Source organism: Actinoplanes sp. CA-030573, assembly GCF_050951115.1.
GTDB lineage: Bacteria > Actinomycetota > Actinomycetes > Mycobacteriales > Micromonosporaceae > Actinoplanes.
This window is the reverse complement of record NZ_CP192038.1, coordinates 7,425,438-7,444,199: the sequence shown is the minus strand read 5'-3', so window position 1 is coordinate 7,444,199 and position 18,762 is coordinate 7,425,438. Positions and strand designations below refer to the sequence as shown.

General features: G+C 71.3%; 17 protein-coding genes. 5 read left to right on the top strand and 12 right to left on the bottom strand.

The genetic code is table 11. The annotated features are described in order from the left end of the window. Position 1: 1 nt before the first annotated feature. From ACQP2F_RS34175 to ACQP2F_RS34135, 9 genes are all read right to left on the bottom strand, one after another. Positions 2–1,204: an argininosuccinate synthase gene (locus tag ACQP2F_RS34175; protein WP_433294839.1), complete on the bottom strand. Its 1,203-nt coding sequence runs from the start codon at positions 1,202–1,204 to the stop codon at positions 2–4. After that, the gene (locus tag ACQP2F_RS34170; RefSeq protein ID WP_433294837.1) at positions 1,201–1,701 is read right to left on the bottom strand and encodes an arginine repressor; all 501 of its coding nucleotides are present in this window, start codon (positions 1,699–1,701) and stop codon (positions 1,201–1,203) included. Before ACQP2F_RS34170 ends, ACQP2F_RS34175 begins: the two co-directional genes overlap by 4 nt. Beyond that, positions 1,698–2,627: an ornithine carbamoyltransferase gene (argF, locus tag ACQP2F_RS34165; RefSeq protein ID WP_433294835.1), complete on the bottom strand. Its 930-nt coding sequence runs from the start codon at positions 2,625–2,627 to the stop codon at positions 1,698–1,700. The genes ACQP2F_RS34170 and argF overlap by 4 nt, the downstream gene beginning before the upstream one ends. Continuing rightward, positions 2,624–3,772, bottom strand: coding sequence for an acetylornithine transaminase (locus tag ACQP2F_RS34160; RefSeq protein WP_433294833.1), 1,149 nt, complete (start codon positions 3,770–3,772; stop codon positions 2,624–2,626). The genes argF and ACQP2F_RS34160 overlap by 4 nt, the downstream gene beginning before the upstream one ends. Continuing rightward, positions 3,769–4,635, bottom strand: coding sequence for an acetylglutamate kinase (gene argB, locus ACQP2F_RS34155; RefSeq protein ID WP_433294831.1), 867 nt, complete (start codon positions 4,633–4,635; stop codon positions 3,769–3,771). The genes ACQP2F_RS34160 and argB overlap by 4 nt, the downstream gene beginning before the upstream one ends. Further along, entirely contained in the window at positions 4,632–5,804 is a 1,173-nt protein-coding gene (argJ, locus tag ACQP2F_RS34150; RefSeq protein ID WP_433294829.1) for a bifunctional glutamate N-acetyltransferase/amino-acid acetyltransferase ArgJ, read from the bottom strand. Before argJ ends, argB begins: the two co-directional genes overlap by 4 nt. Continuing rightward, positions 5,801–6,802 carry an N-acetyl-gamma-glutamyl-phosphate reductase gene (gene argC, locus ACQP2F_RS34145; protein ID WP_433294827.1) on the bottom strand — a complete coding sequence of 334 codons (1,002 nt, stop codon included), beginning with the start codon at positions 6,800–6,802 and terminating at the stop codon, positions 5,801–5,803. The genes argJ and argC overlap by 4 nt, the downstream gene beginning before the upstream one ends. Positions 6,803–6,911: 109 nt before the next feature. Further along, positions 6,912–7,742, bottom strand: a complete 831-nt coding sequence (locus ACQP2F_RS34140; RefSeq protein WP_433294825.1) for an LLM class flavin-dependent oxidoreductase — start codon at positions 7,740–7,742, stop codon at positions 6,912–6,914. Positions 7,743–7,913: 171 nt separating this feature from the next. Beyond that, positions 7,914–9,038, bottom strand: coding sequence for a cellulose binding domain-containing protein (locus ACQP2F_RS34135; RefSeq protein WP_433294823.1), 1,125 nt, complete (start codon positions 9,036–9,038; stop codon positions 7,914–7,916). A gap of 695 nt (positions 9,039–9,733) precedes the next feature. On the opposite strand from ACQP2F_RS34135, the gene ACQP2F_RS34130 reads away from it, so the two are divergent. Then, a complete protein-coding gene (locus tag ACQP2F_RS34130; protein ID WP_433294821.1) occupies positions 9,734–10,177 on the top strand; it encodes an NUDIX domain-containing protein in 444 nt (147 codons plus the stop codon). A gap of 1 nt (position 10,178) precedes the next feature. Here ACQP2F_RS34130 and ACQP2F_RS34125 read toward each other — a convergent pair whose 3' ends face one another. The 3 genes from ACQP2F_RS34125 to ACQP2F_RS34115 are packed head-to-tail and all read right to left on the bottom strand — an operon-like array spanning position 10,179 to position 13,135. Further along, positions 10,179–11,558: a hypothetical protein gene (locus ACQP2F_RS34125; protein ID WP_433294819.1), complete on the bottom strand. Its 1,380-nt coding sequence runs from the start codon at positions 11,556–11,558 to the stop codon at positions 10,179–10,181. Then, positions 11,555–12,067 (bottom strand): SigE family RNA polymerase sigma factor, encoded by a 513-nt coding sequence (locus ACQP2F_RS34120; protein WP_433294817.1) that lies wholly within the window; start codon positions 12,065–12,067, stop codon positions 11,555–11,557. The genes ACQP2F_RS34125 and ACQP2F_RS34120 overlap by 4 nt, the downstream gene beginning before the upstream one ends. Before the next feature lie 54 nt (positions 12,068–12,121). Beyond that, positions 12,122–13,135, bottom strand: coding sequence for a LacI family DNA-binding transcriptional regulator (locus tag ACQP2F_RS34115; RefSeq protein ID WP_433294815.1), 1,014 nt, complete (start codon positions 13,133–13,135; stop codon positions 12,122–12,124). Positions 13,136–13,295: 160 nt separating this feature from the next. Between ACQP2F_RS34115 and ACQP2F_RS34110 the strand changes: the two genes are divergently transcribed. From ACQP2F_RS34110 to ACQP2F_RS34095, 4 genes are read left to right on the top strand one after another with little or no spacing between them, the layout of a single operon-like run. Then, entirely contained in the window at positions 13,296–14,555 is a 1,260-nt protein-coding gene (locus ACQP2F_RS34110; RefSeq protein ID WP_433294813.1) for a sugar ABC transporter substrate-binding protein, read from the top strand. Next, entirely contained in the window at positions 14,555–16,168 is a 1,614-nt protein-coding gene (locus tag ACQP2F_RS34105; RefSeq protein ID WP_433294811.1) for an ABC transporter permease subunit, read from the top strand. Before ACQP2F_RS34110 ends, ACQP2F_RS34105 begins: the two co-directional genes overlap by 1 nt. Beyond that, complete coding sequence (locus ACQP2F_RS34100; protein ID WP_433294809.1) at positions 16,165–17,010, top strand: sugar ABC transporter permease; 846 nt, start codon at positions 16,165–16,167, stop codon at positions 17,008–17,010. The genes ACQP2F_RS34105 and ACQP2F_RS34100 overlap by 4 nt, the downstream gene beginning before the upstream one ends. Beyond that, positions 17,007–18,758, top strand: coding sequence for a glycoside hydrolase family 13 protein (locus tag ACQP2F_RS34095; RefSeq protein ID WP_433294807.1), 1,752 nt, complete (start codon positions 17,007–17,009; stop codon positions 18,756–18,758). The genes ACQP2F_RS34100 and ACQP2F_RS34095 overlap by 4 nt, the downstream gene beginning before the upstream one ends. Positions 18,759–18,762 lie beyond the last annotated feature (4 nt).

Genomic DNA, 18,762 nt, shown 5'->3' with positions numbered 1-18,762 from the left:
TTCAGTCTGCCAGCCGCCGGTCGCGGCCCGCCGCCATGCGCGACGGGAGACCCCAGAGCTGCACGAAGCCCTTGGCCAGCGACTGGTCGAACGTGTCGCCGGTGTCGTAGGTGGCCATGCCGAAGTCGTAGAGGCTGGCCTCCGAGCGCCGGCCGGTGACCACCGCGCGGCCGCCGTGCAGGGTCAGCCGCACCTCGCCCGAGACGTGCTTCTGCGCGTCGTCGATGAAGGCGTCGAGCGAGCTCTTCAGCGGCGAGAACCACAGGCCGTCGTAGACCAGCTCGCCCCAGCGCTGGTCGACCGAGCGCTTGAACCGGGCCAGGTCACGCTCGACGGTGACGTTCTCGAGCTCCTGGTGGGCGGTGATCAGAGCGATCGCGCCCGGCGCCTCGTACACCTCGCGGCTCTTGATGCCGACCAGCCGGTCCTCGACCATGTCGAGCCGGCCCACGCCCTGCGCTCCGGCCCGCCGGTTGAGCTCGGTGATCGCCTGCAGCGGGGTGACCGTCTCGCCGTCGATCGCGACCGGGTTGCCCTGGTCGAAGGTGATCACGACTTCATCGGGGTCACGGGCGACCGAGGGATCCGAGGTGTACGAGTAGATGTCCTCGATCGGCGAGTTCCAGATGTCCTCGAGGAACCCGGTCTCGACGGCGCGACCCCACAAGTTCTGGTCGATCGAGTACGGCGACTTGTGCGACACGTCGATCGGCAGGCCCTTCTCCTCGGCCAGCGCGATCGCCTTGTCCCGGGTCCAGGCGAAGTCCCGGGCCGGCGCGATGACCTTGAGGTCGGGAGCGAGCGCGCCGATGCCGACCTCGAACCGGACCTGGTCGTTGCCCTTGCCGGTGCAGCCGTGCGAGACGACCGTGCCGCCGTGCTGCTTGGCCGCCTCGACCAGGTGGCGCACGATCAGCGGCCGGCTCAGCGCCGACACCAGCGGGTAGCGGTCCATGTAGAGGGCGTTGGCCCGCAGCGCCGGCAGGCAGAAGTCGGCCGCGAACTCGTCGCGGGCGTCCACCACGACGCTCTCGGCGGCGCCGCAGTCGAGCGCGCGCTGCCGGATGACCTCCATGTCCTCCCCGCCCTGGCCGACGTCGAGGGCGACGGCGATGACCTCCCCGCCGATCTGGTCGGCGAGGTAGGGGATGGCCACGGAGGTGTCGAGGCCCCCGGAGTATGCAAGAACGACCCGCTCGGTCACGGGATGCTCCCTTCGGTGATGTCGGAGTGGTGCCCAGCCCATTCGGCGAGCTTGTCGGCCAAGGCCTTGCCGCCGGTGACGTCGCGGGCCACGACGAGAATCGTGTCGTCGCCGGCGATGGTGCCGACGACATCGGTGAGTCCGGAGCGGTCCAGCGCGCTGGCCAGGAACTGGGCCGCGCCCGGGGGCGTGCGCAGGACCGCGATGTTGCCGCTGGCGTCCACCCCGGTCAGCAGCTCCCGCAGCAGCCGGACGAGGCGGGCGGGCGCGCTCTCGGCCTCGCGGAGCGGCCGCTGGCCGTCCTCGGGGATGAGGTAGGCGCCGCTGACCTTAACGGCGCGCAGCTCCTCCAGGTCGCGGGAGAGCGTGGCCTGGGTGACGTGGATGCCGTCGGCGGCCAGGAGGTCGGCCAGCTCGGTCTGCGACCGGATCGACGAGGCGCGGATGAGCTCGACGATCCGGGCGTGCCGCCCGGCCCGGGTCACCGGTCCGGTCATTGCTCGTTCACCGCCAGCAGCCAGGTCAGCAGCGCCTTCTGGGCGTGCAGACGGTTCTCCGCCTGGTCGAACACCGCGCTCTGCGGGCCGTCCATCACGTCGTCGGTGATCTCCTCGCCGCGGTGCGCGGGCAGGCAGTGCAGGACGATCGCCCCGGTCGCGGCGGCGGCCAGCAGCTTGTCGCCGACCTGGTAGGGCCGGAACGGGGTGAGCCGGTCCTTGCCGTCGTTCTCCTGACCCATCGACGTCCAGGTGTCGGTGGCGATCACGTCCACCCCGTCGACGGCCTCGAACGGGTCGCGCAGCACCTCGACCGAGCCCCCGGTCCAGGCCGCGATCTCGGCGGCCCGGGACACGACGGCGGGCGCGGGGTCGAAGCCGGACGGGCCGGCCACCCGTACGTGCATGCCCGCGGTGGCCCCGGCCAGCAGGTAGGAGTGGGCCATGTTGTTGGCGGCGTCACCCACGTACGCCAGCTTGCGCCCCTGCGTCCCGCCCAGCCGCTCGCGGATCGTCTGCAGGTCGGCGAGCAGCTGGCAGGGGTGGAAGCCGTCGGTGAGCGCGTTGACCACCGGCACGTTGACCCCCGAGGCAAGCTCGACGAGCCGCTCGTCGCCGGTGGTGCGGAAGACCATGGCCGCCACGTAGCGCGAGACGACCCGCCCGGCGTCGGCCAGCGACTCGCCCCGGCCGAAGTGGGTGGCCTGGGTGTCCACGATGACCGGCTGGCCGCCGAGCTCGGCGATGCCGGCCTCGAACGACAGCCGGGTGCGCAGGCTGACCTTGTCGAAGAAGACCGCGACCGAGCGCGGGCCCTCGAGCGGCCGGTACTGGAAGCGGTTCGCCTTCATCTCGGCCGCGAGGTCGAGGACGGTCGCCTGCTCCTGCGGGGTCAGGTCGTCGTCGCGCAGGAAGTGTCGCGTCATTGCAGACCGTCCAGGACGGCGATGAGGGCGTCGGCCTGCTCGGTGCTGACGATCAGAGGCGGCGCGAGCCGGATGACGTCCGGTTGCGACGCGTTGACCAGGAACCCGGCGTCCTGCAAGGACGCCGCGATCCGCTTCGACTCCGGCGCCCGGAGCACGACCCCGAGCAGGAGGCCGGCGCCGCGGACGTGATCCACGAGCGGGTGGTTCTCCAGGCCGCGCCGCAGCTGCTCGCCGACCCGCTTGACGTGGTCGAGCAGGCCCTCGCCGGCGATCGTGCGGACCACGGCGAGGCCGGCCGCGCAGGCGATCGGGTTGCCGCCGAAGGTCGTGCCGTGCGAGCCGGGGGTGAACAGGTCGGCGGCCGGCCCGAAGGCCAGGCAGGCGCCCAGCGGCAGCCCGCCGCCGAGGCCCTTGGCCAGGGTGACGACATCGGGCTCGACGCCCTCGCTCTGGTGGTGGAACCAGTGGCCGGTGCGGCCGATGCCGGTCTGCACCTCGTCCAGCACGAGCAGCGCGCCGTTGCGGGTGCAGATCTCCCGGGCCCCGGCCAGGTAGCCGGCGGGCGGGACGACCACGCCGTTCTCACCCTGAATCGGCTCCAGGATGACCATGGCGGTCCGGTCGGAGACCGCGGCCGCCAAAGCGGACAGATCCCCGAAATCCACATGGTCGACAAAACCGGGCAACGGCCGGAACGGGTCGGCCTTGGCCGGCTGGCCGGTCAGCGCGAGCGCGCCCATCGTACGGCCGTGGAAGGCGCCGTGAGTGGCCACCACGTGGGTGCGGCCGGTGAGCCGGGACAGCTTGAACGCCGCCTCGTTGGCCTCGGCGCCGGAGTTGCCGAAGATGACCCGGCCGGTGCGCCCGGCCAGCGCGAGCAGCAGCTCGGCCAGCGCGACGCAGGGCTCGGCGACGTAGAGGTTGGAGACGTGCCCGAGCTGCTGGACCTGGGTGGTGACGGCCTCGACGACGGCCGGGTGGGCGTGGCCCAGGGCGTTGACCGCGATGCCGCCGAGGAAGTCGACGTACTCCTTGCCGTTCTCGTCGGTCACCACCGCGCCCTCGCCGCGGACCAGGGCGATCTGCGGCGTCCCGTAGTTGTTCATCATCGACTGCGACCAGCGCTCGGCCAGCGTGCTCATGCGGGCACCACCATCGTTCCGATCCCTTCGGGGGTGAAGACTTCGAGCAGCGTGGAGTGGGCGACCCGGCCGTCGACGACGTGCGCCGCGGGCACGCCGCCGCGGACGGCCCGCAGGCACGCCTCCATCTTGGGAACCATGCCCGCCTCGAGCCGGGGGAGCAGCTTCTCCAGATCGTCGGCGTCGATCCGGGTGGTCAGCGACGAGGTGTCGGGCCAGTTGGTGTAGAGGCCGGGCACGTCGGTGAGCACGACCAGCTTACGGGCGCCGAGCGCCTCGGCCAGGGCGGCCGCGGCGGTGTCGGCGTTGACGTTGTGCACGACTCCGTCCGCGTCGGGCGCGACGCTGGCGACGACCGGGATGCGGCCGGCCCGGATCAGGTCCTCGATACCCGAGATGTCGACCTTGTCGACGTCGCCGACCTGGCCGATGTCGACCTGCTCGCCGTCGATCGTGGCGGTGCGCCGGACGGCCGTGAACAAGCGGGCATCCTCGCCGGACAGTCCCACCGCGAACGGCCCGTGCTTGTTGATCAAGCCCACGAGTTCACGCCCGACCTGTCCGACCAAAACCATTCTTACGACATCGACCGCTTCCGGGGTGGTGACTCTGAGGCCGCCGCGAAACTCGCTTTCGATGCCCAGTTTGTTGAGCATTCGACTGATCTGCGGCCCGCCGCCGTGGACGACAACCGGCTTGATGCCGACATAACGCATGAAGACGACGTCAGCGGCGAAAGCCGCCTGGAGTGACGGGTTGATCATGGCGTTGCCGCCGTACTTGATGACGACCGTCGCACCGTGGAAACGCTCCAGCCAGGGAAGCGCTTCGATCAGGACCTCGGCCTTGTCGTGCGGGGTCACGAGGAGTACGCCGAGTTCTCGTGCACGTACGCGTGGGACAGATCGGTCGTCCAGATCGTCGCCGCCATCTCGCCCTCGTGCAGGTTGACCGTGATGGTGACGTCCCGGTTCTCCAGGTTGACCTTGGACCGGTCCTCGGCCGCGGCCCCGCCCCGGCAGATCCACACCCCGTTGATCGCGACGTCGACCCGGTCGGGCTCGAATCTCGCGGTCGTCGTGCCCACCGCGGCCAGGATCCGTCCCCAGTTCGGGTCGTTGCCGAACAATGCCGTCTTGACCAGGTTGTTGCGGGCCACCACGCGGCCGACCTCGACCGCGTCGGCCTCGGTGGCGGCGCCCTCGACCACGATCGCGATGTGCTTGGTGGCGCCCTCGGCGTCGGCGATCAGCTGCTGGGCGAGGTCGTGGCAGACGGCGGTGACCGCGGCGGTCAGCTCCTCGGGCGAGGGCTGCACGTCGGAGGCGCCGCTGGCCAGCAGCAGCACGGTGTCGTTGGTCGACATGCAGCCGTCGGCGTCGATCCGGTCGAACGTCACCCGGGTCGCCTCGCGCAGCGCGGCGTCGAGCACCTCGTTGTCGGCCGACGCGTCGGTGGTGACGACGACGAGCATGGTGGCCAGCGCCGGGGCGAGCATGCCGGCGCCCTTGGCGATGCCGCCGACCGACCAGCCGTCGCGCTGGACCACCGCGTTCTTCGCCACCGTGTCGGTCGTCATGATCGCCTCGGCGGCCTTCGGGCCGCCGTCGCCGGCCAGCGCCTTGGCCGCGGCGGTGACGCCGGGCAGCAGCTTGTCCATCGGGAGCAGCTCGCCGATCAGGCCGGTCGAGCAGACCGCCACGTCGCCGGCGCCGATCATCTGCGGTTTCGGGCCGCCGCGCAGCACGGTCGCGACGTGCTCCGCGGTCGCGTGCGTGTCGCGGAATCCCTGCGAGCCGGTGCACGCGTTGGCGCCGCCGGAGTTCAGCACGACGGCGCGGACGATGCCGCCCTTGAGCACCTGCTGGCTCCACAGGACCGGGGCGGCCTTGACCCGGTTGCCGGTGAAGACGCCGGCGGCGGTGAAGTCGGGCCCGTCGTTGACGACGAGGGCCACGTCGGGGTTGCCGGTGCCCTTGAGACCGGCGGCGACCCCGCTGGCCCGGAAGCCCTTCGGGTGGGTGACGGTCATGGTGCTACTCCGAACACGGACAGGCCCATCGTCTCGGGCAGGCCGGACATGAGGTTGGCGCACTGGACGGCCTGGCCGGCGGCGCCCTTGCCGAGGTTGTCGAGGGCGCTGACCACGACGATCCGGCCGGAGTCGACGTCGACCGTGGCCTGCAGGTGGCACGAGTTGGACCCGGCGGTGGCGGCCGTGTGCGGCCAGTGACCGGCCGGCAGCACATGGACGAACGGCTCCTCGGCGTACGCCCGGCGCAGCACCTCGGCCGGATCGCCCGCGCCGGCGAAGCGCGCGGTGACGGTGGCCAGGATGCCCCGCGGCATCGGCGCGAGCACCGGCGTCATGGACAGCGACGTCGCGCCGGTCGCCTGCTTGATCTCGGGCACGTGCTGGTGTGCGCCCACCTTGTACGGCGAGAGGTCGCCCATCACCTCGCTGCCGAGCAGGTTGACCTTGGCGCCGCGGCCGGCCCCGGACGTGCCGGAGCTGGCCACGACCACCACGTCGGCCGGATCGGCCAGGCCGGCGGCGATCAGCGGCGCGAGCGCGAGCGTGATCGTGGCCGCATAACAACCCGTGTTGGCCACCCGGTCGGCGCTCGCGATCAGCTCGCGCTGGCCGGGCAGCTCGGGCAGCCCGTAGGTCCAGGTGCCGGCGTGCTCGCCGCCGTAGTAGCGCCGCCAGAGCTCGGCGTCCTTCAGCCGGAAGTCGGCGCCCAGATCCACGATCTTGACACCGGCCGGCAGCCGGGCCGCCAGCGCCGCCGACTGCCCGTGCGGCAGGGCGAGAAAGACCAGGTCGGCGTCGCCGAGCGCGGCCGGGTCGGTCGCGCTCAGCGTCAGGTCGAGCCCGGTCAGCTGCGGGTGCACGGCGGCGACGTGCGTGCCCGCCTGCGAGTGCGCCGTGGCGGCCACGAGGTCGAACTCGGGGTGGCCGGCGAGCAGACGAAGAAGCTCGCCGCCCGCGTAACCACTGGCCCCCGCGACCGCAACCCGGATTCCCATACCAACCTCCGCATGACTATGCAGAGAACCGTATCAAGCCCGCCTCCGGAGCGGCAACCACATACCCCCTGTCGATGACATCACTCCGTCACCGGATTTATCCGCTAAGTCAGCAGACAAGCCGGGCAAGCGCCGGAACTTGGCCCGGATCGTCGCCGTAGCAGTAGAGAACGAGCTCGTCCGCGCCGAACTCGCGGTAGGCGGCCACGGTGTCGGCGATCTCCGCCGGGTCGGTCAGGGGAGCGCCCCACCCCGGCCGCCCGGTGAAGGCGTAGTAGCCGGCCACCGCGGTCCGGGCCCGGGCGACGGCGGCGGCCGGCCCGGCCGCGACGTTGATCTGGCACACCAGGCGCGGCCGCCCGGCGCGGCCGGCCGAAGCCCACTGGTCCCGCACGGTCTGCACGAGCCCGCCGGCCCAGGACAGGGGAGCGGCGCAGAGGAACCCGTCGGCGAACAGCGCGACCCGGCGCAGTGCGGCCGGCGCGAACCCGCCGATCAGGATCTCCGGCGGGGTCAGCGGCCGGGGACCGATGACGGCGCCGCGGTACGGCTCGCCGCGCCAGATCTGCCGCAGCTCCGGCAGTTGCCGGTCGAGCACCCGCCCGCGCGCGGACAGCGGCACGCCGGCGGCGTCGTGGTCGTCGGCGCGGCCCCCGACGCCGATGCCGAGCACGAACCGCCCGCCGGACATCCGGTGCAGGGTGGCCACCTGCTTGGCCAGCAGCGCGGTCGCGCGCAGCGGCCCGAGCAGCACCTCGGTCTGCAGGCGGATCCGCGAGGTGGCGCCGGCCAGCACGGCCAGCGCGGTCAGCGGCTCGGGATTGTCGAACGCGAGCCGGTCGAGCAGGGCGAGCGAGTCGAAGCCGCAGTCCTCGGCCGCGCGCGCCCACTCGGGCAGCAGGGCGGGCGAGCTGATGGGCAGACCCAATCCGAATTGCATGATCTTTCTCCGTAGGTAGGCAGCGACAACTGAGTCGCCCCTCCTCCCCGCGATCATGGCGGGGTCCCGGGCCCGTCTGCGACGTGTATCCAGGGCCGGGGATACGGATTTCGCGGCCGATGCTACCCGGCCCGCGACGCGTGGGTGTCGCCGCGGACCGGGAGCGGTCTTTCAGCCGTACGTGAGAGAGAAGGTGTTGGTGGTGAAGTTGGACTGTCCCGCCGTGCCGCTCAGCTCGAAGCCGAACTGGATGTCGCCGACCGTCACGTCGGCCCACCGGCCGCTGGTGCGCAGCCACTTCAGCACCGCGAGGACGTCGATCGTGCCCGCATCGGTGCCGCTCGTGCGGACGAAGGAGTAGACCGCGTTGCTGCCGTTCGAGCCCCGGTAGACGTTCCAGGTGTGGCCGCCCACCGACAGGTTGCGCACGGACGGAACCGCGCCGTTGGCGTCGTAGGACTCGGCGATCGGACCCACCGCGCCGTGCTGGTTGGTCCAGATCATCACCTCGTACGCGTTGGAGTTCGCCCAGATGTCGTACGCGGTCTCATAATCGCCGTCGGGCGGCACCGAGACGTTGAACGAGCTGGAGACCGAGCCGAGCGAGCTGAGCGTGCGGTTCAGCGTCTTGCCCGTGTGCGGGTAGGACTTGACGCCGCTGGTGCGCGGGTGGTTCGCCACGACACCCCAATTCGTTCCGGTACGCGCCCAGATCGTCTGCGGCCCGGCGCCGCCGCCCCAGACGTCGTTGTTGAGGGTGTAGCCGTTGTTGGTCCACGAGTCCCACTGGCCGGAGGCGACCCAGACCGCGTCCGAGGGAACGCCGCTCGCCGGGGGAGGGGTCGTCGTGGGTGGCGTGGTCGTCGGCGAGGTTGTCGGGTTGCTCACGCCGCCGGTGCACGCCACGCCGTTCAGCGAGAACGCGGCCGGTACCGGGTTGGTCCCCGTCCACGACCCGTTGAAGCCGAACGAGGCCGTCCCATTTGTCGCGATCGAGCCGTTGTAGCCGGCGTTCTTGGCCGTCACGGTCGAGCCGCTCTGGGTCAGGGCGGTGTTCCACGACTGGGTGACGGTCTGGCCGGCCCCGAACGACCACGCCAGCGTCCACGAGCTGAAGGGGTCGCCGAGGTTCTTGATCGTCACGTTCGCTCCGAAGCCACCGGGCCACTGGCTGCTCACGGCATAGGTGACGGTGCAGCCGGCGGCCGCCGCGGCCGGCCCCGCGGTGACCACGCCGGCCGTCACCGCGACCCCGAGGGCGGCGGCCGTGCCGAGCGCGAGAGTACGCCTACGCATGTCGGTATCCCTTTCGTACGAGACAACCACACGGGCGTGACCTGCGACTTCGCCTGTCGAAGCGCTTCGACAGCCGGGCCCGAAGTTTCACGTACGTCAATGCGGCATTGCGCCGATGTTAGGTCTCCCCGCCACCTCAAGCAAGAGAAGTCCATGAATGTCGAAGGCGCCCCTGCGCGAGTCGCGGCCGGCGGCCCTACAGCCCTGAAGGCTTCGGGTGTCCCGTGCGCCAGGTCACCTAGATTTCGCCTTCCGGCGCCATGGCGCACCGGAGCGGGCGGCAGCAGGTGGTGGCGCGGCAGCGCTGATGATTTCGAGCGCACCGAGCGTTCCCGATTCATCAAGATCCTGGGTGGGTGGTGCCCCGCGGTGGGTGGGGTGGGATGGCGTGAGTCGCGGGTGACTGAGTGGCGCTGTCGTGGCCTGGCGTGGCGTTGCGGATGGTGAGGAGGGTGGCGTCTAGCGCGGGCGGGGAGTTCCCGTGGCGAGGAGGGTGTCGCGGGCGGGGAGTGCCGGGGTGGCGAGGAGGGTGGCGCCTGGCGCGGGCGGGGAATGCCGGGTGGCGTGGCGGGTGACGGTGGGGTTGTCGGCGCGGCTGGCGACTCGGTGGGTGGCGCGGCGGGCGGTCGGGCGTTGATGACTTCGAGTGCGGTGGGTGCGTGAGGTCATCAAGGTCTGCGGAGGAGGTGATGCACGTGGCGGGTACGCCTCTGCATCCGGTGGATGTGCTGCTTCTGTTGACGTCGGGGAAACGCGTTCTGCTGGGGCTCCGGGCGGGCACGGGGTACGCCGACGGGCAGTGGAACCTGCCGTCCGGGAAGCTGGAGCTCGGCGAGGACGCGATCGACGCGGTGGTTCGGGAAAGCCGCGAGGAGATCGGCATCGCCCTCGACGGCGGGGAGGTCAGAGCGGTCGCCACCGTGCAGCACCGGGGGCGGAGTGGGCTCGTCCGGCTCGGGCTGGCGTTCGCGGCCGAGCACGATCCGGGCCGGCACGGTGAGCCGTTCAACGCCGAGCCGCACAAGTGTGCTCGGATCGGGTGGTTTCCGCGGACGCGACTGCCCGCGGAAACCTTTCCCTCGTCGGCCGCGTGCGTGCGGGCCTACCTCGACGATTCCCGATTTGTCCGCAGCGGCTGAGTCACTCGACGACTCGGGTCTTGGGGGTGTCGCCGGGCAGGCCCCCGCTGTCGGTCTCGAACGGCGGCACCGGAGTGGACGCGCCCGACGGGTAGGCCGTCACCGAGGCGACCGCGTCCGACGGCAGGATCCCGATCGCGGCGCCCGATTTGTCCAGCGTCAGCGGCGTGGGACCGAGCTTTGCCGACACCGTGCCGGGCGGGGTCACCACGATGACCTGGTCGGTGCGGTCGTCCTTGCCCTCGGCCCGCATCCGCCACGCTATCGGCCGCGTGTAGGCGCCGGCCGCGGGCAGCAGCAGCCGCAGATCCTCGCGGTACGTGGTGACCGAGCCGTGGAACGCGTAGGCCAGCACCCCGCCACCACGGGGCTGCAACGTGATCAGCGCGGCCGGCCGGCCATTGACGGTTCCGGTCCAGGGCAGCCGCACGGTCGTCCCGGCCGCCGGCAGCCGGGCGTCCTGCAGTGCCCCGGCGACCCACTGCCGCAGCGTCGCACGGTCGAACGACGAACCGGCCAGCATCGCGGTCAGGGCCGCGTCCGAGACCGCCCGCCCGGTCGCGTCGGCGTAGTCGCCGGGACCGTTGAAGGACGGCCCCGACCAGCTGCCCGCGGCCGGCCCCTGGAAGAGGGTGCGGCCCCCGGCGGTGACGGTGATGGTGGTGCCGGGGTCGAACGGCGAGGGCGGCAGCGGCACCTCGGCCAAGCCGCCCGGCGACACCACCGGCTTGCCGTGGGCGACCTTGCCGGCGGGGGTGTAGGAGAAGCCGGTGCTGACCGAGACGGTCGAGGCCGGGGGAGCGACCACCACCACGATGCCGGGGGCCGAGGCGTCGCCGGCCATCCAGGTCACCACGGTCTCGCCGCCGTCGACGCGGCCGGCCTCGTTCATCGCCGAGGGGTTCGCGCCGGACGGGCCCTCGTACCAGATCAGGGCCTGGTCGGTGAGGAACCCGAACCGCAGCGGCACCAGGGCGAGCGCCAGCCGGTGGCCGGCCACGTCGGCCGCGTACACAATCTTGATCTTGTCGCGGGAGACGACCTTCCAGAGCTCGCCGGGGTCCTCGACGTCCTTGATCGACTTGCGGAGGCCGTCCTGGAAGGCCCGGTCGTGCGCGAGCGAGCCGCGCGCCGGCGCGTTGGTCAGCGCCGTCTGCCGTCCCGCGATCGCGATCCCGGGCGCCCAGCCGGGCAGCGGCACCACTCCGGCCTGCACGCCGATCGCGGCCAGCAGGACGACGGCGACGGCCGCGAACCGCAGGCGACGGTTGCGGCGGTGGGTCTTCTCGCGCTTGGTGAACGACGACCACGGATCTTCCGGTACGTCGAGGGCCGCGGCCCCCTGGGTGAGCGCGTCGCGCAGCGCGGTCTCGGTGTTCACGGTCGGCTCTCCTCGAAGGCGGCGGGCAGGGCGTCGGCGGCGAGCTGTTCGCGTAACCGGTTAAGTCCGCGCGAGGCCTGGCTCTTCACGCTGCCGACCGAGCAGCCGAGCGCGTCGGCGATGTCGGCCTCGCCCAGATCCTCGAAGTAGCGCAGGACGAGCACCGCGCGCATGCGTGGTGGGAGGCGGCGCAGTGCCGCGAGCATCTGGTGCCGCTGGTCGATGCGGCCGTACGGGTCGAGCACCGGCCCGTCGGAGACCAGGAGCGGCACCTCGCTGACCCGTCGCCGGCGCCGCCAGGACGTGGCCGTGTTGACCATGGCGCGCCGCACGTACGCGACCGGCGCCTCCATCGTCGCCACCCGGGCCCACTTGCGATGGGTCTTCTCGAGCGCGGCCTGGACGAGGTCCTCGGCGTGGCCGCGATCGCCGGTCAGCAGGTAGGCGGTCCGCAGCAGCGGGCCCCACTGCCGTTCGACGAACTCGCGGAAGCCGTCATCAATGGACATGGCAGGTAGAACGCCCGTCCCGCCGGAAAGGTTGAGAGCAAACCTTGAAAGAAGTTACACGCGTACGGCCAGGGGCGCGACCGCCGTCGACTCCCGCACCACCAGCTCGGGGCGGAAGAGGTACTCCGAGCGCGGGGCCCCGTGGCCGTCGATCTCGTCGACCAGGCAGCGCACGGCGGCGACCGCCATCGCGGCGACCGGCTGCCGCAGGGTGGTCAGCGGCGGGTCGGTGAAGGCGATCAGCGGCGAGTCGTCGAACCCGATCACCGAGACATCGGCCGGCACCGACAGCCCCCGCCGCCGCACGGCCCGGATCGCGCCCAGCGCCATCAGGTCGGAGGCGCAGACGATGCCGGTCACGCCCCGCTCGAGCAGGCGCTCGGCCGCCACCTCGCCGCCCTCCACCCCGAACAGGGTGAGCTCGACGAACGCGTCCGGGACGGCGTGCCGGCGCAGGGCGGCCCGGAATCCGGCGAGCTTGCGCTGGGTGTTGATGAACCGGTTCGGTCCGGAGATGAGCCCGATCCGGCGGTGGCCGAGCGCGACCAGGTGGCTGACCGCGAGGTCGCCGGCGAGCCGGTCGTCGCAGGACACGAAGGGCGCCTCGATCCTCTCCGACCAGCCGTTGACCAGCACGATCGGAAGCGGTCGCTCGATCAGCCGGCGGTAGCGCGACGGGTCGGCGGCGGTGTCGGCGGACAGGCTGCTGACGAAGACGATGCCGCTGACCTGACGGTCGAGCATCATCTCCACGTACTCGTCCTCGGTGACCCCGCCCGGCGACTGCGTGCAGAGCACCGGCGTGTACCCGGACTGCGCCAGCGTCGACTCGATGACCTGGGCGAACGCCGGGAAGATCGGGTTGTCGAGCTCTGGCACGATCAGCCCGACAAGACCGGCGCTGCGCTTGCGCAAGCGTTCCGGCCGTTCGTAGCCCAGTACGTCGAGAGCGGTCAGCACCGCTTGCCGGGTTTCCAGGGATACGCCGGGCCGGTCATTGATGACGCGCGACACCGTCGCCTCGCTGACCTGGGCCTGCCGGGCGATGTCGGACATCCGTGCTCGCATGAGGGGCACTGTACCGATGACGTCTTCCGACGACGAGAGTGCAAGGGCTTCCAAAACATGCAAGTGCTTGCTAACGTCCCGGCAACACGGCCGACACAAGTCGATCAAGCGGCGGTCGGTCCCTGCAAAGTCTTTCTCCACAATCGAACGGGAGACGTATATGCGCATCCGTGCCGCGGGTGTGGCCGGCGCCCTGACCCTTGCCCTGCTCGCCGCCGGCTGCGGCGACAAAGCTGACAAATCGGCGACCGCAAGCGACAACCCGAGCGCCAAGGCAGCGGCCGGCCAGCTCGTGATCTGGGCCGACGACAAGCGCGCCGCCGCCCTCAAGCCGTTCGCCGACAAGTTCGGCACCGAGAACGGCGTGACCGTCAAGATCCAGGCCATCTCGAAGGACCAGCAGACCACCTTCGTGACCGCCTCCCAGCAGGGCAGCGGCCCGGACGTGATGGTCGGCGCCCACGACTGGATCGGCAACCTGGTGCAGAACGGCGCCATCGACCCGGTGCAGCTCAGCGCCGACCAGAAGGCGGGCATCGCCGGGAACGCGCTCAAGGCGGTCACCTTCAACGGGCAGACGTACGGCGTGCCGTACGCGACCGAGAACCTGGCTTTGATCCGCAACACCGACCTCGCGCCCGACGCGCCCGCCACGATCGAGGACCTGGTCGCCAACGGCAAGAAGCTCAAGAGCGCCAAGAAGGCGAGCGAGATCCTCTGCCTCCAGGTCGGGCAGACCGGCGACGCCTACCACCTGTACCCGCTGTACTCGTCGGCCGGCGGCTATCTCTTCGGCACCACCGCGAGCGGCGACTACGACCCCAAGGACCTCGGCGTCGGCAAGCCGGAGTCGGTCGCCGCGTTCAAGAAGATCGCGGCCCTCGGCGAGAAGGGTGAGGGCGCCCTCAAGCGCTCGATCACCTCGGACAACTCGATCTCCACCTTCACCGGCAAGAAGTGCGCCTACCTGGTCTCCGGCCCGTGGGCGATCACCGACGTCAAGAAGGCCGGCATCAAGTACGACATCTCGCCCGTCCCCGGCTTCGCGGGCGGCAAGCCGGCCCAGCCGTTCCTCGGCGTGCAGACCTTCTACGTCGCGGCGAAGGGCAAGAACAAGGCCCTGGCCCAGGAGTTCGTCACCAACTATGTGACCACCCCCGACCTGGCCGTGGCCCTCTACCAGGCCGAGCCCCGGCCGCCGGCGCTGACCGCCGCCTTCGACCAGGTCAAGGGCACCGACCCCGACCTCGCCAAGTGGCAGGAGGCGGGCAAGAACGCGATCCCGCTGCCGGCGATCCCCGAGATGGCCGCGATCTGGGACCCGTTCGGCAAGGCCGAGGCCGCGATCGTCGGCGGCGCCGACCCGGCCAAGACCATCACCGCGGCCGGCAAGACGATCTCCGGCCAGATCAACAAGTAATGACGACGCAGCTCGGAGGGCCCGCCACGCGGGCCCTCCACGCCCCCGCCGCCGGCCCGCCCCCGAGGCCGGAGAAGTACACGAGCGTGACCGGCCAGCTGATCAAGGCCGGTCTGCTGGGCCTGGTCGTGGCGATCGCGGTCTGGGCCGCCTTCCCGCTGGTCGAGCACGAGGCCTGGGTCGGCCTGGCGCTGCTGGTCCTCACCACCGGCGCCCTGCTCTACCTGTACCTGACGCCGCGGCACATCCCGGCCAAGTACCTCGCCCCCGGCACCCTGCTGCTGATCGCCTTCCAGCTGTTCCCGGTGCTCTACACCGCGACCACCGCGTTCACCAACTTCGGCGACGGGCACCGCGGCACCAAGCAGGACGCCATCGTGGCGATCCAGACCGCGTCGGTCACCCAGGTGCCCGGCTCCACCCAGTACGCGCTGAGCGTCGCCACCACCGGCGACCCGGCGACCGGCCCGCTCGTCTTCCTGATCACCGACCCGGCCACCAAGGTCGTCTCGGCCGGCGACGCGAGCGGGCTCAAGAAGCTCGACGCCGCCGATGTGACCGTGACCAGCGCCGGCAAGGTGACGGCGGCCGACGGCTACACGGTGCTCACCTTCGGCCAGGCGTCGCTGCGCAGCAAGGAGATCACGGCGCTCGCGGTGCCGGTCGACGGCGGCGCCATCCGCTCGAGCGGGCTGTCCCGCGCCTACGAGGGCAAGGCCGGCCGCGCGTACGACGAGAGATGCGACTGCATCCGGGACACCACCAGCGGCAAGGTCTGGACCGCGGACGAGACGGCCGGCTCCTTCGTCAGCACGGACGGCGACCGGCTGGCCCAGGGCTGGAAGGTCAACGTCGGCCTCAGCAACTTCACCCGCGTGGTCACCGACCCCGACATCAGCGGGCCGTTCCTGCGCACGCTGGTGTGGAACTTCGCGTTCGCGATCGGGTCGACCGGCGGCACGTTCGTGCTCGGCATGCTGATCGCGGTCGCGCTGCACTCGCCGCGGGTGCGCGCCCGCAACCTCTACCGGGTGCTGCTGGTCCTGCCGTACGCGATGCCGGCGTTCGCCATGCTGCTGGTCTGGCGGGACATGTTCAACAGCGACTTCGGCCTGATCAACCACGTGCTCGGCACCGACGTCGACTGGCTCGGCCAGCCGATGACGGCCCGGCTCGCGGTGCTGCTCGTGCAGCTGTGGCTGGGATACCCGTACATGTTCCTGGTCACCACCGGTGCGCTGCAGGCGATTCCGGCCGAGCTGAGCGAGGCCTCCCGGATCGACGGCGCCGGCGCCTGGCAGAGCTTCCGGCGGATCGTGCTGCCGCTGCTCATGGTGGCGCTGACCCCGCTGCTGATCTCGTCGTTCGCGTTCAACTTCAACAACTTCAACGCGATCTACCTGACCACCGAGGGCGGCCCGTTCGCGCCGGACAACCCGGCCAACGGCGCCACCGACCTGCTGATCACCTACACCTACCGGCTGGCGTTCGGCGGTTCCGGCGCGCAGTACGGCTACGCCGCCGCGATCTCGATCTTCATCTTCCTGATCGTCGGCACGGTCTCCGCGATCGGCTTCCGAAGGACCAGACAACAAGAGGAGGTGTACGCGTGAAGTGGCTGAAGAAGGTCGGCTGGCGGCACGCGGTCGGCGTCCTGGCCGTGCTCTTCTCGCTCGGGCCGATCCTGTTCGTGCTGTCGGCGGCGTTCAACCCGCTCGGCACGCTGTCCTCGACCCAGCTGCTGCCCACCGGCCTGTCCCTGGACAACTTCGGCAAGCTCCTGCGCGACACCAACTTCGGGCAGTGGTTCCTGAACTCGGTGATCATCGCGGGGACGGCCTCGGCGGTCAGCGTCTTCGTGTCGGCCCTGGCCGCGTACGCCTTCAGCCGCCGTCGTTTCCGCGGCCGCCGCACCGGCCTGCTCTCGCTGCTGCTGATCCAGATGTTCCCGCAGTTCCTGGCCGTGGTGGCGATCTTCCTGATGTTCGCGACGATCACCGACTACTGGCCGGTGATCGGCTTCAACACCCGCGGGGGCATCATCCTGCTCTACCTCGGCGGTGCGCTGGGCGTCGGCACCTGGCTGATGAAGGGCTTCTTCGACACCGTGCCGCGCGAGCTCGACGAGTCGGCCACGGTGGACGGCGCCGGGCACGCGCAGGTGTTCTTCCGGATCCTGCTGCCGCTGGTCGCGCCCGTGCTCGCGGTGACCGGGCTGCTCGCGTTCATCAGCACGATCAACGAGTTCATCTTCGCCAACATCTTCCTCACCGACTCGAGCGCCAAGACGCTCTCGGTCGGCCTGTGGGGCCTGGTCGCGGCCGATCAGCGCAACACCAACTTCGGCATCTTCTGCGCCGGCACGCTGCTCACCGCGATCCCGACCGTGCTCGTCTTCCAGCTCCTCCAGCGCTACATCGTGGAGGGTCTCACCTCGGGAGCGGTCAAGGGATGAGGATCCACCACGACGGCTCCGAGCTGTACGTCTCGACGCCGCACCCGGCGCTGGGGGAGACCGTGGCGGTGTTCGTCCGGGTGCCGGCCGGCACCCGGGCCACCCGCATCCACCTGCGCTGGCTGTCCGACGGCGAACCGGTCTTCACCTCGGCCGTCGTGGACCGCACCGATCGGGCCGGCGACGTCTGGTGGCGGGCTGAGATGCCGGTCCGCAACCCGGTCACCCCGTACCGCTTCCTGATCCGCACGACGCAGGGGGTGCGCTGGCTGACCGGGGCCGGGCTCACCCACCACGACGTGCCGGACGCCACCGACTTCCGGCTGGTCGCGCACCCGGCGCCACCGGCCTGGGCGCGCGACGCCGTCGTCTACCAGATCTTCCCGGACCGGTTCGCCCGCTCGGCCGCGGCCCCGGCCGGCGACGTCAGCTGGGACACGCCGGCGACCAGCGGGCCGTACGCCACCCGGGTCCGCTACGGCGGCGATCTCGACGGCATCGCCGGCAAGCTCGACCACATCGCCGCGCTCGGCGCCGACACGCTCTACCTGACGCCGTTCTTCCCGGCCCCCTCGAACCACCGCTACGACGCGTCCTCCTTCGACCGGGTCGACCCGGCCCTCGGCGGCGACGAGGCGCTGGCCCGGCTGGCCGGCGCCGTCCACGAGCGCGGCTGGCGGCTGCTCGGCGACCTCACCACCAACCACACCGGCGCCGCGCATCCGTGGTTCGCCTCCGAACGCGACTTCTACTACGTCAAGCCCGGCGGCGGCTACGAGTGCTGGATGGGCCACCCGTCGCTGCCCAAGCTCAACTGGGGCTCGGCCGAGCTGCGCGAACGGTTCCGCGCGGTGACCCAGCGGTGGCTGCGCGAGCCGTACGGTCTGGACGGCTGGCGGATCGACGTGGCCAACATGACCGGCCGCCGGGGCGCCGACGACTGGACCCACCAGGTCGCCACGCTGTTGCGCAAGGCCGTGTCCGAGGCCCGCCCGAACGGCCTGCTGATCGCCGAGCACGCCCACGACGCCACCGCCGACCTCGACCGGGACGGCTGGCACGGGACGATGAACTACGCCGGCTTCACCCGTCCGATCTGGAGCTGGCTGCGCGCCGACAACCTGCCGTTCGACGACTTCCTCGGCGTGCCGGTGGAGGTGCCGCACCGGGACGCGGCGGCGACGGTGGCGGCCATGACGGCGTTCGCGGCCCAGACGTCGTGGCGGTCGTGGACGACCTCGTGGCAGATGCTCGGCTCGCACGACACGGCCCGGATCCGGACCGTCGTCGGCGACGCGGCCCGGCACGAGCTCGCGGCCGGCCTGCTGCTCACCCTGCCCGGCACCCCGATGATCTTCGCCGGCGACGAGATCGGGCTGACCGGCGCCACCAACGAGTCGGCGCGGCAGCCGATGCCGTGGGGCCGGCCGTGGGACGCCGCGACGTTCGACCGGTACCGGGCGCTCATCGCGCTGCGGCGATCGAGTGCGGCGCTGCGGAAGGGCGGGCTGCGATGGGCGTACGCGATCGGGGATTGCCTGGTCTTCCTGCGGGAGAGCGCCGAGCAGACGGTGCTGGTGATGGCCCGCCGCCGGGCCGGCGAACCGCTGACCGTGACCGGGCTGCCCGGCGGGACGCGCTGGGAGAACCTTTACGGCGGCGGCAAGCCGCTGTACACCGAACCCGATGGTTCCACCGCCATCGATGGCTACGGCCCGGCCTTCCAGGTCTGGGCAGCTGATAGATAAAAGG